Below are 15,149 nucleotides of genomic sequence, written 5' to 3'. Positions count from 1 at the left end.
TCTCTGCGCATGCCTGCTATTACTGTAGATCCACTCAATACTGCCGATTTGATCACCCTTGCCCAATCGATCAAGGCGTGGGGCCGCGAGCTGGGCTTTCAACAAGTCGGCATTTGCGGGCTGGATCTGGCCGAGCACGAGCAGCATCTGCAGCGCTGGCTCGACGAGGGTTATCACGGCGAGATGGACTATATGGCAGCGCATGGCAGCAAACGTTCGCACCCGGAGGAGTTGGTGCCCGGAACGTTGCGCGTGATATCGCTGCGCATGGATTACCTGCCCGGCGATACCGAGATGACCCAGCGCCTGGCAGAACCGGAAAAAGCCTACGTGTCGCGCTATGCCTTGGGGCGCGATTATCACAAGTTGATCCGCAAGCGCGTGCAGCAACTGGCCGAACGCATTCAGCAGGACATTGGCCCGTTCGGCTACCGCGCTTTCGTCGACAGCGCACCGGTGCTGGAGAAAGCCATCGCCGAGCAAGCCGGGCTGGGCTGGATCGGCAAGAACACCTTGGTGCTGAATCGCAAGGCTGGCAGCTTTTTCTTCCTCAGCGAACTGTTCGTCGATCTGCCGTTGCCGGTTGACCCGCCGCACACCAGCGAACACTGCGGGCGCTGCACGGCGTGCCTGGACATTTGCCCGACCGCTGCGTTCGTCGGGCCGTACGTGCTGGATGCCCGCCGCTGCATTTCGTACCTGACCATTGAATTGAAGACGGCAATTCCGGAAGAGTTGCGGCCGCTGATCGGCAATCGGGTGTTCGGCTGCGATGACTGCCAGATCGTCTGCCCGTGGAACCGCTTCGCCCGCCCGACGGACCAGAGCGACTTTCAGCCCCGCCACAACCTGGACAACGCCGGGCTGGCCGAGCTGTTCATGTGGGATGAAGAGAAATTCCTCAGCAGCACCGAAGGTTCGCCCCTGCGGCGCGCGGGGTATGAACGCTGGTTGCGCAATCTGGCGGTCGGCCTGGGTAACGCGCCGTCGACGATTCCCGTATTGCAGGCACTGGAAGCACGTCGGGATTATCCGTCGGAATTGGTGAGGGAACATGTGGAATGGGCACTGAAACAGCACGGCCGTTGATATTCAGGTGGGAGCGAGCTTGCTCGCGAAGACATTTCATCAGGCCATAAAGATGTGTCGTATGGACATCCTTCGCGAGCAAGCTCGCTCCCACAAATGACAGCGCCTGCTCAATGTTCATCCTTGTAGACAAACTTCGGCATGTTCCAGTTGAAGCGAATCGCCAGCAGCCGCAGCAGCAAGCCGCCGAACAGGGTAATCAGCACGCTCTGATCGGACGGCAACTGGAAATGCAGGCACAGCAGGAAACACCACGCAGCCAGAAAGGACACGCTGGCATACAACTCGCGACGGAACACCAGCGGGATGTCATTGCAGAAGATGTCGCGCAAGATGCCGCCGAACACGCCGGTAATCACGCCGCACACCGACGCGACCAACATGCCGTTGCCGGTTTCCAGTGCAGTCATGCAGCCAATCAGCGTGAACGCCACCAGACCCAGCGCATCAAGTACCAGAAACAGCGAGCGCAAATGACGCATCAGCGGCGCGATGAAAATCGTCAGCAAGGCGGCGACGCTGGTCAGGATCAGGTATTCCGGATTTTTCACCCAGGTCAGCGGGTAGTGCCCAAGCAGCACGTCGCGCACCGAGCCGCCGCCCAGAGCCGTCACGCAGGCGATCAACACCACGCCGAACCAGTCCATACCGCGTCGACCCGCCGAAAGAGCGCCGGTCATGGCCTCAGCAGTAATGGCAATCAGATAGAGCATCAGCAACATGGGGGCAGTCCTTTGCGACAAAGCCGCGCAGTGTACCAAAGCAGCATCGGCCAGGAAGACGCGTCGATTGGACTGCCGCCTCCCGGCTGAAGCCGCTCCCACAAGGCGGGAGAAGCGTTACGCTTTGATGAAGTGCTCACGGTAGAAGCGCAGCTCGGCGATGGATTCACGAATGTCGTCCAGGGCCAGATGCGTGCTGCCTTTCTTGAACTTCAGCTCAGGCGACCAGCGCGCGGCCAGCTCCTTGAGGGTTGAAACGTCAAGGTTGCGGTAGTGGAAGTAGTTTTCCAGGGCTGACATGTGGCGATAAAGGAAACGGCGATCCTGGCAAATACTGTTGCCGCAGATCGGCGAGCTGCGTTCCGGCACCCACAGCTTGATGAACTCAAGCGTCTCGGCTTCGGCTTGCGCCATGCTGATGGTGCTCTCGCGAACCCGCTGAGTCAGGCCCGAGCCGCCGTGCTGACGGGTGTTCCACTCGTCCATTTTGGCCAGTGTCTCGTCGCTCTGATGGATGGCGATGACCGGACCTTCAGCCAGGGTATTGAGCTGGCTGTCCGTGATGATGGTCGCCATTTCAATGATGACGTCGGTGTCCGGGTCCAGACCGGTCATTTCCAGATCGATCCAGATCAGGTTCTGCTTGTTCTGCATATGTCGACTCCTCAGCGTAGGCGCGCAGTTTAGCTCACCCCGGCATGCTAGACTCCATCGCGTTTTATCTAATCAGCTGCTTTATCTACTCGGAACACCCATGGCCAAACGCCAACTCAATCGTCGTCAGAACTGGCGCATCGAAAAGATCCAGGGCGAGCGCGCTGCCCGCGTCGCCAAACGTGAGTCACTGACGCTGGAAACCCTTGAAGGCGGCGATCTGGGCCCCGAGCAGACCGGCCTGGTGATCGCTCACTTTGGCATTCAGGTCGAGGTCGAAGCGCAGGAAGGCGATCTGAACGGACAAGTGTTCCGCTGCCATTTGCGCGCCAACCTGCCCGCACTGGTGACCGGTGACCGCGTCGTCTGGCGCGCCGGCAATCAGGGCATCGGCGTTATCGTCGCCCAGTTGCCGCGCACCACCGAACTGTGCCGCCCGGACAGCCGTGGGCAACTCAAGCCGGTTGCTGCCAACGTCGATCTGATCGTGATTGTGTTCGCGCCAGCGCCTGAACCGCATGCCAACCTGATCGACCGCTACCTGGTCGCGGCCGAGCACGCCGGGATTCGTCCGCTGTTGCTGCTGAATAAATTCGACCTGATCGACGAGCAGAACGCGCCCGCGCTGAATGCGCTGCTGGCGGTTTATCGCACACTGGGTTATCCGGTGCTGGAAGTGTCGGCGCATCAAGGCGATGGCATGCAACAGCTGCAAACCCAGCTCGATGGGCACATCAGTGTGTTTGTCGGCCAGTCCGGTGTCGGCAAGTCTTCGCTGGTCAACAGCCTGCTGCCGGAAGTCGACACCCGCGTCGGGCCGCTGTCCGAGTGGTCCGGCCAGGGCACGCACACCACCACCACGGCGCGGTTGTTCCACTTTCCGGGTGGCGGCGAACTGATCGACTCCCCTGGGATTCGTGAATTCGGCCTCGGCCACGTGAGCCGCGCCGATGTCGAAGCGGGCTTTATCGAGTTCCACGAACTGATCGGCCACTGCCGGTTCCGCGACTGCAAACACGACCGCGAACCGGGTTGCGCATTGATCATCGCCCTCGAAGAAGGCCGCGTGCAGCAGCAACGCATGAACAGCTATCGCTCGATCATCGCCAGCTTGCCTGAAAACAGTTATTGATTCAGTGACACCCGTTGGAGGCTTGCCCGCGAAGAACGATAACGCGGCAGGCCTGCCCACCGAGGCGCCTGATTCGCGGGCAAGCCTCGCTCCTACAGGCTTTTTTTGCCGCCTGCTAGTTCTTCGTCTCATCCATCTTCAGCGTGCCATCCTCGAAGATATTCAGCTTTTGCCGAAGCTCATGAGGCTGGGCGTACGCCTGCGGATCGGGCGCTGTCGTATTCGACGCGCCGGGCGGCGTTGCGGGCACGGTCGGCTTCGGCGTGGTATTGCCATCACCCACGCCGTGCGTGCCTTCGATACGCTGCTGTGCCTTTTTGGTCATCACCACGATGTCGATCCGGCGGTTCACCGGATTGAACGGCTGGTTGCGGTCATACAACGCAGAGGATGCATAACCCACGACCCGGGCGACCTGGTTTTCCGGATAGGTGCCCGCGATCAACGCTCGACGCGCCGCGTTGGCCCGGTTGGCCGACAATTCCCAGTTGCCATAATCGCCATTGCCCACGAAAGGCTTGGCGTCGGTGTGACCACTGATGCTGATCTTGTTCGGCACCGCTTTGATGGTGTCGGCCATCGCCAGCAGGATATCTTCGAAATATGGCTTGAGACGCGCACTGCCCAGATCGAACATTGGCCGATTGTCCGCGTCCGTGATCTGGATGCGCAGACCGTCCTGCGTAATCTCGAAATGGATCTGATCCTTGAATTTCTGCAGTTCCGGGTTCTCGTTGACCTTGTTCTGCAGTTCTTGCAGAAGCATTTCCAGGCGTTCCTGCTCGACCGCTTCGGCCTTGGCTTCTGCCGAGTCGGATTCGATGGGTACGTTATCGGGGGTCGGCGTGGATTTGATCTCGGGGTTCAGGGTCTGGTCTGGCGACATCTCCGGCGAACCGCCGAGGTCGATCACGTAAGGCGAACCACTGTCGGAAAACCCCACCGGGTCTTTGAAGTAACCGGCAATGGCCAGCAACTGTTCGGGCGTGGCCGACGACATCAGCCACAGCACCAGGAAGAACGCCATCATCGCGGTAGCAAAGTCGGCGAAGGCGATTTTCCATGCCCCGCCGTGGTGTCCGCCTTCATAGCGCTTGACGCGCTTGATGATTATCGGCTGATTATTTTCCATGGCTTAACGACCGCGAACCGCTTGCTCCAGCTCACTGAAGCTGGGCCGGTGCGCGGGGTACAGGACTTTACGACCAAACTCGACGGCCAGCGACGGCGGCATGCCGGACGCCGAAGCCACCAGCGATGCCTTGATGGCTTCGTAGACGTTCAGCTCTTCCTTGGCATCGTGGGCCAGGGACGTGGCCAGCGGGCCGAAAAAGCCGTAGGCCGCGAGAATACCGAAGAACGTACCGACCAGTGCCGCACCTACGTGGTTACCGATGGCAGCCTTGTCGCCGTCACCCAGGGAGGCCATGGTCACCACGATACCGAGTACCGCCGCGACGATACCGAAACCGGGCATACCGTCGGCGATGCCGGTAATGGCGTGGGAGGGATGCCCGAGCTCTTCCTTGATGCTTTGCAGTTCCATGTCGAACAGGCCTTCCAGTTCATGGGGAGCCATGTTGCCCGAGGACATGATGCGCAGGTAATCACAGATGTACGCCGTCATCCGCTCGTCTTTGAGCACGCCCGGATATTTGGCAAAGATCGGGCTGGCCGCTGCATCTTCGATATCCCCTTCAATCGCCATCATGCCTTCGCGGCGGCTCTTGTTGAGGATCTCGTACACCAGGCCCAGGACTTCAAGGTAATACGCGTGAGTGAAGCGCGTGCTGAACATTTTCAGCGACTTCTTGAACACGTGCATGGTCATGTAGCCGGGGTTGGCTTGCAGGAACGCGCCCAATGCCGCACCACCGATGATCAGAACCTCGAAGGGCTGGATCAGTGCTGCAATCTTGCCGTGGGAGAGAACGTATCCGCCGAGCACGCTCGCGAAAACGACAATGATGCCGATAATTTTAGCCATAGGTAGAAACTACTTACCAAGTCGGATTCAGGGACATGTTGCGGAAGTTCGTGAAACTCTTCTTCTACTTATCGGCATATGTGGGCCAGACTATAGGCCGCTATGAGGAAAAGCCAGCCGGGCCTTGAACGGCGGCCCGCGACCTGATGTCTTACCCTGAAATTTCGCAGTCCATACTGCCTAAAATATCCAGTCGTACAGGCCTGATGCATGCCTCCAGATACCTCGACACCGCTACCCGTTCCGAAGACCCTCGACGCCTGGGTCAAACAGCTCGATGGCGTTGCATTGCCGGTGCCTGCGGCCAATCACAAACGCGTGCGCTCGGCACTCAACGACAGCCGCCGTTCCCTGCGTGATATCGCCGACATGGTCCAGGACAGCCCGGCGCTGGTCCTGAGCGTCATGCGCGAGGCCAATCACCACACCAACAAACTGGCGGAGCCGGCGGAAAGTCTTGAGGTAGCAATCAATCGTCTGGGCCTGGCGCGCACCGAAGTGCTGCTCAATCGCCTGCCGACGCTGGAAGCAGATGAGATGCCCGCCACGTTTCGCCAGCTGCTGCTGGTCAGCCAGCACGCTACGCAGCAGGCCAACGGTCTGTTCGCCGGACGTCTGGCGCGGCTCTGGCAGGATATTCACCTGGGCAGCCTGTTGTTTCTCTCGCCTTTGTGGCCGATGGCACTGACGTATCCCAAGCTGCTCGATGAATGGGAAATGCGCGTCATCCATCAAGGCGAGTCGTCTCGCCTCGTGGAAAAGCAATTGTTTGGCGTCAGCCTGCTGGAGCTGTGCGTCGCCATGGCCGAGCTTTGGCACCTGCCGCTGTGGGTGACACTGGGTTATCGCCTATTGATCAGCGAACGGCGTCAACTGGTGAAAGCCATGCGCATCGCCCGCAACAATGATGACCCGCTGCTCCAGCAACAGCTCATGGACGCCGATCCTCATTTGCATCGCTGGCTGAATCAGCCCGCCAATACGGTGTTGCTGGGCAACGGTCTGGCGCTCGCGGCCCAGCAAGCCTGGGACAGCCCGCATTGCCTGCGCTGGGAGCTGTTGACCAGCCTGTATCTGCAACAACCGCTGGATACCGTGCAACAACAGGTGCATCAGAACGCCGTGAGCAGTGCCCTGCATCACGCGGCTCCGGGAACATGGCATCCGGCCGAAGCGCTGCTCTGGCCGTGGGACGCGCGTCGGGTCCATCGCGGCATGCTGCCGGCCCCGCCGCCGTCTGCCGAAGCCCTGCAAGTCTGGCGCAAACACTGTGCCGAGCTGCTGATCGAGCCGAGCCCGTTCAACAACGCCATGCACTTGACCACTTCTTCGCGCGACGCCTTGCTGTCCTGCGGCATGCAGCGAGTCATGCTGATGATGACGGACAAGACGGCAACCATGCTGCGGGTTCACCAGATCGGTGGCTTGCAGAAGGAAGCCGCAGAAACCGTGCTGTATATAAAGGAGAGCACGGTGTTGCAGCGCTTGCTCGCGCAACCCACTCAACTGCGCATGACGCCAGCCAACATCGATCAGTTTTCGGCGTTGCTGCCGGGCAGTATCAGGGGCTTGTTCAAGGGTCAGCACTGGTTGATTCGCTCCCTGAGCAGCAATGGCAAAGTGGTGATGCTGGTGTTCGCCGACCAGGGCGGCGGGCCGCTTTCGGAGATATCCGTACAAGCTTTCGGAAAAACCTGTCAGTGCATCGAGCGGGCGATGACCAGCTTTAGTGGTCGCAAAGCCTGACAGCTGGGCTACAATTCGCCTCTTTTTCCGATATTGGAGGCTGCACATGTCCGTCTTCTCTAGCCTGCCGCTGGTCATCGAGCCCAGCGACCTGCTGGCACGCCTCGACGCGCCGGAGCTGATTCTGGTGGATCTGACCAGCAGCGCCCGGTATGACGCCGGACACATCCCCGGCGCACGCTTTGTCGATCCCAAGCGCACGCAACTGGGCCAGCCTCCGGCCCCCGGTCTGTTGCCAGCACAAGCACAGCTCGAAGCGCTGTTCGGCGAGCTGGGCCATAACCCGAATGCGGTCTACGTGGTCTATGACGACGAAGGCGGCGGCTGGGCCGGGCGATTTATTTGGTTACTGGATGTTATCGGCCATCATCAGTATCACTATGTCGATGGCGGCCTTCTCGCCTGGCAGGCCGCCGGCTTGCAGCTCTCCACCGAGGTCCCGCCATCGGCCGGTCAGCCGGTGCCTTTGACGCTGCACAGTGAACCCACCGCCACCCGCGAATACCTGCAAAGCCGCCTCGGCGCTGCCGACCTGGCCATCTGGGATGCTCGCGGTCCTACGGAATATTCAGGGGAAAAAGTCCTGGCCGCGAAAGCCGGGCACATCCCCGGCGCAGTCAACTTCGAGTGGACCGCAGGCATGGACCCGGCGCGTAATCTGCGCATCCGCGAAGACATCGGCGAAATCCTCGACAGCCTGGGTATCACTGCCGACAAGGAAGTGATCACCCATTGCCAGACCCACCACCGCTCCGGCTTCACCTATCTGGTGGCCAAGGCGCTGGGCTACCCGCGAGTCAAAGGCTATGCCGGCTCCTGGGGTGAATGGGGCAACCACCCGGACACACCGGTCGAACGCTGACAGCGGGCCGACTGTAAAATCACGTTCAGCACACCTTTATCGTTTTAGGAATTTTGATGAAAAAGCGTCTGTTTATCTTCAGCCAGTATTTATTGCCGCACCACTTGCTGTCGCGTCTGGCTGGCTGCGTTGCCGAATGCCGGGTGCGCTGGTTCAAGAACGCCTTTACCGCATGGTTCGCTCGTCGCTATCAGGTGGATATGTCCCTGGCGCTGGTGGAAGACCTCACTGCTTATGAGCACTTCAACGCGTTCTTTACCCGCGCATTGAAACCCGACGCTCGCCCGCTGGACATCACGCCGGGCGCGATTCTCTGCCCGGCCGATGGCGCGATCAGCCAGCTAGGCCCGATCGATCACGGCCGCATCTTCCAGGCCAAAGGCCACAGCTTCAGCGTGCTTGAACTGTTGGGTGGCGACGCCAGCCTGTCAGCGCCGTTCATGGGTGGCGAGTTCGCAACGGTTTACCTGTCGCCGAAGGACTATCACCGGGTTCACATGCCGCTCGCCGGTACGCTGCGCGAGATGGTCTATGTGCCGGGGCGGATTTTTTCGGTCAACCAGACCACTGCCGAGAACGTGCCGGAACTGTTCGCCCGCAACGAGCGCGTGGTCTGCCTGTTCGACACCGAGCGTGGTCCGATGGCCGTGGTGCTGGTCGGCGCGATGATCGTTGCATCGATCGAAACCGTCTGGGCGGGTTTGGTTACCCCACCAAAACGCGAGCTGAAAACCTTTCGCTACGACGAAGCCGCCCGGGCGCCGATCCATCTGGAGAAAGGCGCCGAACTGGGCCGCTTCAAACTGGGTTCCACTGCCATCGTTCTGTTCGGACCCAACCAGATTAAGTGGGCCGAGGAACTGGCGGCCGGTTCACCCGTCAAAATGGGTGAAATGCTGGCATCGCCTGTAGCGCTCTGAGTACAAAACACAGCCCGTGCTGAACAGTGGCGAATGGAAGCGATCCTGACTTCCTTCGCATTTGTGCAACACGGGCTGCGACTACAGGCCGATGCTGTTAAAGTCACGGCATCGGCGCTGTAGGAAACCTAGCGTTTTATTGACGCAAATTGCACGACTCTCAATGAGTAAATGCTATTAACGCGTGAATCAAATGCCGCCGCTCGGGCCAATAAGCAGTTGGAGTTAGCCTGTCACATGAGTATTTCAAGCCTTCCCGTGTTGTTGCGTGTGCCCACGCCGACGCAGTCGAGCCTGACATTCTGTGAAGCAACCCCTCGCGACCTGAAACGCTGGATCTCGACCCTGCCCAAAGCCAACCTGGGCGAGATGGCGCGCCAGCTCTATCAGGGCCTCAGCGAACTCAACCAGTTACTCACCCCCAGCGACAACCGCCTGCAAATGCTTGAGCTGCTGCGGCCCGAGGTGTACTTCGTCTGCAAGCACCTGGAGCGGCACTTTCTCAACCAGGCCATCGTGCTCGACGAGCGCCCGCGCAAGGTCGCCAACCTCTGCCAGGCCCTGCAAAACCATCTCGCCGTGGGTTACAAGTTGATCATCCAGCGCGTGGCTGCGCGCCTGACCAAAGACCGCATCCCGCTGCTGAGCACCGCCTTACAACGGGCGCTGCATTGCCTTAACGGTCCGCTGATTCGCGCCAACCAGTTGTACTGCCCGGTCCAGGAAGGTCTGTGGCTGGAGATGCACAAGATTTATCAGATCGCTCGCCAGCACCAGTTGCATCTGGTTGCGGTGAACGATGAGCTGGCTCATAACGTCAAGACCCTGACCGTCGAACAGACCTACATCGTGGCCTTGTTGATGGGCTGTTCACGCTGCAACCAGATGCGTCAGCTCAATATCGGCCGCCTCGCCGAGGTCCTGGATTCGTGGAGTTCGCTGGTCCGCCTGCAGCTTCCGGCCGACGACAACAGCCTGTTCGCACTGGCGCCCGACCAGGACAAGCCGCCGCTCTACACCTCGCTGTTCACCGAACAACAGATCCCGCAGCTGGTGGGCATGCATACCCAGGCGCTGGCGGCGATGATCAATCGCTATCTAGAAACGCCTGCCGAACTTCGCGCGCAATTGCCGCTGCTGATCCCCCATGGCGTCACCACCGATCTGCTCCAGCATCTGGCGGCGGCCTGGGGCGATGTGGCCGAGCGCACGTTTCAGCGCACGCCGGGCCAGGGCACGCTGAATCTGTGCATCGGCATGAGCGCGCTGCACTATTACCTCGGTGGCCAGCGATCATTCAGCGACATGCTGCAACTGCCGGTCGTCAGCAAGGCCGCGCAATTCAAGATGGAACTGGTCGGCGACAAGCCGGACGATCCCTGGGCCAGCGCGTTCGATACCCAGCGCGGCAATACTTCTTCGGTGCTGTTGCCCTTTGAAGAGATCCAGTATCAGCAAACCGAGGCCGACGGCGGCGAAGCGGCGTCCAATGCCCAGCAGACCTTTGCGACCTACGACCTGCACATTGTCAATCACAGCCCTGGCGGCTATTGCCTGGCATGGCCCAAGGAAGTGCCGCCGCAATTGCAGGCCGGCGAACTGGTCGGCATTCAGGATGACGCCTGTCAGGGCTGGAGCATTGCGGTTGTACGCTGGGTACGACAAGTGCGCAGCGGCGGCACGCAAATGGGGATCGAGCTGATCGCGCCATTCGCGCAACCCTGCGGCTTGCAGATGATCAGGCCCGGACAGAACAGCCCTTACATGCGCTCGCTGCTGCTACCGGAAGTGCGCGCCGTCGAACAGCCTGCGACAATCCTCGCCCCACGCCTGCCTTTCCAGGAAGGCAACAGCGTGATGATCAACATCGGCGGTGAAGAACTTGGCGGCGTCCTCAACAACCGACGCGCCAGCAGCGGCAGCTACAACCAGTTCGAATACGAGACTTTCGAAGCGCCCAAGGAAACCGGCGGCGATCAACCCAAGGCGGACCAGGAATTCGATTCGCTTTGGTCGTCGCTATAACACTGGACAAGAACAACTGTGGGAGCGAGCTTGCTCGCGAAGGCTTCGCGGGCAAGCCTCACTCCAACAGGATTCGCCTCAGTTACGCCCATCCCGATCACGGAAACCCAGCAGGTACAGAATCCCGTCCAGGCCCAGGGTCGAGATCGCCTGTTTGGCTGACTGCTTGACCAACGGCTTGGCGCGGAACGCCACGCCCAGGCCGGCGATTGCCAGCATCGGCAAGTCATTGGCGCCGTCGCCCACGGCAATGGTCTGCTCCAGGCTCAGGCCTTCCTTGATCGCCAGTTCACGCAGCAGGTCCGCCTTGCGCTGAGCGTCGACAATCGGCTCGATGGCATTGCCGGTGCATTTGCCATCCACCACTTCCAGCTCGTTGGCGAACACATAATCGATGCCCAGCTTTGCCTGCAACTGCTTGGCGAAATACGTGAAGCCACCGGAAAGAATCGCCGTCTTGTAGCCCAGGCGCTTGAGTTCTGCGAACAGGGTTTCAGCGCCTTCGGTCAGACGCAACGATGCGCCGATTTCATCCAGCACGCTTACATCCAGGCCTTTGAGCAGCGCCAGGCGTTCCTTGAAGCTGGCACGGAAATCCAGTTCGCCGCGCATGGCGCGCTCGGTGATTTCCGACACCAGCTCACCCACGCCGTGGGCCTTGGCCAGCTCGTCGATGACCTCGGCTTCAATCAGCGTCGAATCCATGTCGAACACCGCCAGACGCCGGTTGCGCCGGAACAGCGAATCCTGCTGGAACGCGATATCGACATTCAGGGCCTGGGCCACGCTGAGGAATTCCGCCTGCATTGCCTTGGGATCAGCTGGCTCACCACGCACCGAAAACTCGATGCAGCCCTTGCCCTTGTCCGCGGGGGTGTCCAGCGGCATGCGCCCGGACAGGCGATCAATCTGGTCGATGTTCAGCCCGTATCTGGCGGTGATGGAACTGACGCGCTGCAACTGCTCGGCGGTGACCTTGCGGGTCAGCAGCGTGACGATGTGCCGCGACTTGCCCTGGCCGTCGACCCAATGCTGGTAATCCTCTTCGGACACCGCCGTGAAGCGCACCTGCTGATCGAGCTTGTAGGCAGTGAACAGAATGTCCTTGAGCACTGAAGAACCCTGCTCGGTTCCGGGAATTTCGACCAGGATGCCGAACGACAGCGTGTCGTGGATCACCGCTTGACCGATATCGAGGATGTTCACCCCGCCTTGCGCGAGCACGCCAGTGATGGCGGCAGTGAGACCCGGACGGTCAACACCTGTGATGTTAATCAGGACGATTTCGCGCAAGACGCACCCCAGCAGTGGAAAAAAACCGCATTCTAACCACTTTCAGTGACCATCGGGCACAGGCAGCGCTTTGCCGCTACTGGGTCGGTCGTTATACTGCGCGGCAACTTCACCGAAAGAGCCGTGCTCTGTGAACCGGCCCACGCCAGTTAAAACCGATAATTTCTTCCTGCTTATCTTCCGTGCACTGCGCCACCGCCGTGTTCCGATTGCTTTGCGCATTGCCAGCCATAACGTGATCCTCGTCGCCTTGGCGCTGGTGATTTACGCGGGCGTGATGGGTTTGCAATTCAAGCAGGCCATGCATGAGCAGGCCGATGCGCTTGGCCAGGCACTCACCACGCAGACCGCAACGTCAGCCACTGAACTGCTGGTGTCCAACGACATCCTCAGCCTCAACGTGCTGCTCGGCAATCTGGTGAAGAACCCGCTTGTAGCCCACGCCGCCATCTACAGCGTGGACAACCGCATCCTTGCCGAAGCCGGTCAGCGTCCGAAAAACGGGCTGCTGGGCGAAGCCGAAGGCCTGTATGAAATCAAGATCACCTTCCAGGACGTGATGGCCGGGCATCTGCGCATCAGCCTGGACATGAGCCAGTTCCAGCAACCGATGACCATCAGCCTGCAAAGCATGGGCATTCTGGCGGGGATTCTGCTTGCGCTGGCCCTGGCCTTGAGCCTGCGCCTGGGTCGGCACATTTCCACGCCGCTGCTGCAATTGCGCGTCTGGCTGCGCGATATCGATCCGTACACCCCTGCGGTGGAGCGTCAGGACGAAATCGGTGATCTGGCCCGTCAGTTGCAGACATCGTTCGCCCCGCCGATGCCGGAGCCTGTACCTGAACCCGAGCCGGAATACGTCGACGATGAAGGCGACGATCCGTATCTGGAGCAGGAAGAAGAAACCGAGCCGGTGCTCAAGGGCCGCAATGCGCGCGAGCCAGGCTTCGATGAAGCCCCCAAGCCACGCTTGCCGGCTCCGCCCGTGCAGCGTCGCCTGGTTGCCGAGGAAGATGAAGAGGACGAAGACGATCCGTTCGCTGATCTGCGCGACGACGCCAGCCCGGCGCCCGCTGTCAGCAGGGCACCGGTCGCACCGAGCACTCCGCAACCGAGCGCCGTGCTCGCCGTGCAACTGGGCTCCCAGGATCAACTGCGCCGCCTGCCTCGCGCACGCCTGACTGATTTGCTACAACGTTATCGCGATTGCCTGGATCAAGCTTCGTCACTGTATGAAGGCGAACTGCATACGCTCAACGATGGCAGCACGCTGATGCTGTTCCACAGCGAAGAAAGCGGCGACGACTACCTGACCAATGCCATTTGCTGTGGCGAATTGCTGCGTGCGTTGAGCCATGCCTTGCAGATCGAAGTCGCCGACAGCGGCATCACTCTGCAATTGCAGTTGGGCCTGACCCTGGGCGAAGGCTTGTCCGGCCTGAGCCAGATCGATCTGCTGCTGACCGAAACGGCGCAGGATGCGCTGGCCCTTTCCCAGCACAGCCGCAACCTGCTGCTGGTCGAGCGCAAGATCAACGACGACGCGCTGATTCGCCAACGTGCGCGCATCCGCCCAATCGCCAGTCCGGAAGGCGCCTGCTGCGTCGAACGCCTGATGGAACCCTATCCATCCATGCTCGAACGCCAACTCGCACGCATGCACGAGACGCGCAAGGCTTGATAAGCCCAAGTGGGACCGGCTTTAGCCGGGAAGGCGTACTTCGCGGCTAAAGCCGCTCTCGTCAAACAACACATATCCATCTGGTCTGACGAGGATCCGTGGGACCGGATTTATCCGGGAAAGCGGCATTCCTGACGAGGAGAATGCAGTGGATGTACCGACCTCTTCCCGGATGAATCCGGTCCCACTGGACTGTTTGTTGCGCGACAGCGCGGCGTCTGGACGACGGGGTTCTCCTACGAATCGGCACCAATCCGAAGACAAAAAAAGCCCGCATCGCTGCGGGCTTTTTTTGATTCTGCCGGTCAGAAGCGGAACACTTCCAGATCGGTACGGATCGGCAATGCCATCGGCATCTTGGGTTTCTCAGGCTCCTTGGCGCGAGCAACCGGGGCTTTCTTTGGCTGCTCGACTGGCTGCCAGGAGATCGGCTTGACCGCCGAGCTCAGCTGATCGGCCAGACGCTGCAACAAGACACCCTGAGCCCGAACCTGATCGGCCGAGGTTCCGGCATGCAGCTCTTGCAGATGGACAATACGGCTGTCGCGCACCTGACCCTTGCGATCCAGCAGGCGCCATTGTGCATCAAGGATTGCAGGCTGTTTGGCACCGGAATCCAGACGGGTGATGGAAAGCACCACCTGCACGTCAGGCGTGAAATCAGTGACGGCCGGCGCAAGTACCACGCGCTGGCTGTCCAGCTTCCAGGCCAATTGGCGCAGCAGAAGCTGATCAATGTCCGAAGACAGGCTGCCAGCCCAGCGTCCTTCCTCGGAAGCAGTCAGGCTGCCATCCGGCTGACGCTGCAACAGCGTCTCGCGTTGCAGGTAATCGGCCACGGTTACCGGGCCAAGTAAAACAGCCAACCCTGTGCTGCGAGTAGGCTGCCCAGGTGTACCACTGTCCAACTGATAAAGCGCAGTCGGCTGATGCACACTGCAACCAGCCAGACCCAAAACGCTGGTCATCAACAAAACAACGGGAAGGCGTAGAAGATTCATCGTCCCATCCAGGTGGCGGCCGCGAGGCGAACCACAG

Annotated in this window: 13 protein-coding genes; 7 read left to right on the top strand and 6 right to left on the bottom strand. The window is 60.3% G+C overall.

The genetic code is table 11. From position 1 onward, the window contains the following. Positions 1 to 9 precede the first annotated feature (9 nt). Positions 10 to 1,089: a tRNA epoxyqueuosine(34) reductase QueG gene (queG, locus tag ACP7E4_RS21710; protein ID WP_426117632.1), complete on the top strand. Its 1,080-nt coding sequence runs from the start codon at positions 10 to 12 to the stop codon at positions 1,087 to 1,089. A 110-nt stretch (positions 1,090 to 1,199) separates the two neighbouring features. On the opposite strand, the gene ACP7E4_RS21705 is transcribed toward queG, so the two are convergent. Both ACP7E4_RS21705 and orn read right to left on the bottom strand, forming a co-directional pair. Further along, positions 1,200 to 1,811 carry a trimeric intracellular cation channel family protein gene (locus ACP7E4_RS21705; RefSeq protein WP_020293647.1) on the bottom strand — a complete coding sequence of 204 codons (612 nt, stop codon included), beginning with the start codon at positions 1,809 to 1,811 and terminating at the stop codon, positions 1,200 to 1,202. Between the two features lie 117 nt (positions 1,812 to 1,928). After that, entirely contained in the window at positions 1,929 to 2,465 is a 537-nt protein-coding gene (orn, locus tag ACP7E4_RS21700; protein ID WP_065833894.1) for an oligoribonuclease, read from the bottom strand. Between the two features lie 100 nt (positions 2,466 to 2,565). On the opposite strand from orn, the gene rsgA reads away from it, so the two are divergent. Next, positions 2,566 to 3,597: a small ribosomal subunit biogenesis GTPase RsgA gene (gene rsgA, locus ACP7E4_RS21695; protein ID WP_341522417.1), complete on the top strand. Its 1,032-nt coding sequence runs from the start codon at positions 2,566 to 2,568 to the stop codon at positions 3,595 to 3,597. A gap of 115 nt (positions 3,598 to 3,712) precedes the next feature. Here rsgA and motB read toward each other — a convergent pair whose 3' ends face one another. Next, positions 3,713 to 4,729, bottom strand: a complete 1,017-nt coding sequence (gene motB / locus ACP7E4_RS21690; protein WP_426117633.1) for a flagellar motor protein MotB — start codon at positions 4,727 to 4,729, stop codon at positions 3,713 to 3,715. A 3-nt stretch (positions 4,730 to 4,732) separates the two neighbouring features. After that, a complete protein-coding gene (gene motA, locus ACP7E4_RS21685; RefSeq protein ID WP_020293643.1) occupies positions 4,733 to 5,584 on the bottom strand; it encodes a flagellar motor stator protein MotA in 852 nt (283 codons plus the stop codon). 210 nt (positions 5,585 to 5,794) lie between these two features. Here motA and ACP7E4_RS21680 point away from each other — a divergent pair, with 210 nt between their 5' ends. The 4 genes from ACP7E4_RS21680 to ACP7E4_RS21665 all read left to right on the top strand — a co-directional run bounded on the left by ACP7E4_RS21680 (position 5,795) and on the right by ACP7E4_RS21665 (position 11,137). Continuing rightward, a complete protein-coding gene (locus ACP7E4_RS21680; RefSeq protein ID WP_426117634.1) occupies positions 5,795 to 7,330 on the top strand; it encodes an HDOD domain-containing protein in 1,536 nt (511 codons plus the stop codon). A 46-nt stretch (positions 7,331 to 7,376) separates the two neighbouring features. Next, positions 7,377 to 8,192, top strand: coding sequence for a thiosulfate sulfurtransferase (gene rhdA, locus ACP7E4_RS21675; RefSeq protein ID WP_426117635.1), 816 nt, complete (start codon positions 7,377 to 7,379; stop codon positions 8,190 to 8,192). Between the two features lie 50 nt (positions 8,193 to 8,242). After that, positions 8,243 to 9,112, top strand: coding sequence for an archaetidylserine decarboxylase (asd, locus tag ACP7E4_RS21670; protein WP_426117666.1), 870 nt, complete (start codon positions 8,243 to 8,245; stop codon positions 9,110 to 9,112). A gap of 237 nt (positions 9,113 to 9,349) precedes the next feature. Further along, positions 9,350 to 11,137 (top strand): molecular chaperone, encoded by a 1,788-nt coding sequence (locus tag ACP7E4_RS21665; RefSeq protein WP_426117636.1) that lies wholly within the window; start codon positions 9,350 to 9,352, stop codon positions 11,135 to 11,137. A 78-nt stretch (positions 11,138 to 11,215) separates the two neighbouring features. On the opposite strand, the gene serB is transcribed toward ACP7E4_RS21665, so the two are convergent. Then, complete coding sequence (serB, locus tag ACP7E4_RS21660) at positions 11,216 to 12,430, bottom strand: phosphoserine phosphatase SerB (protein ID WP_426117637.1); 1,215 nt, start codon at positions 12,428 to 12,430, stop codon at positions 11,216 to 11,218. 130 nt (positions 12,431 to 12,560) lie between these two features. On the opposite strand from serB, the gene ACP7E4_RS21655 reads away from it, so the two are divergent. Continuing rightward, positions 12,561 to 14,111 (top strand): histidine kinase, encoded by a 1,551-nt coding sequence (locus tag ACP7E4_RS21655; RefSeq protein ID WP_426117638.1) that lies wholly within the window; start codon positions 12,561 to 12,563, stop codon positions 14,109 to 14,111. A gap of 305 nt (positions 14,112 to 14,416) precedes the next feature. Here ACP7E4_RS21655 and ACP7E4_RS21650 read toward each other — a convergent pair whose 3' ends face one another. Beyond that, a complete protein-coding gene (locus ACP7E4_RS21650) occupies positions 14,417 to 15,112 on the bottom strand; it encodes a PqiC family protein (protein WP_426117639.1) in 696 nt (231 codons plus the stop codon). Positions 15,113 to 15,149 lie beyond the last annotated feature (37 nt).

The sequence above is a fragment of the Pseudomonas sp. DSP3-2-3 genome (assembly GCF_049898225.1).
Taxonomy (GTDB): Bacteria; Pseudomonadota; Gammaproteobacteria; order Pseudomonadales; family Pseudomonadaceae; genus Aquipseudomonas.
The sequence above is the reverse complement of the archived record's forward strand: the minus strand, read 5'-3'. Positions and strand labels throughout refer to the sequence as shown.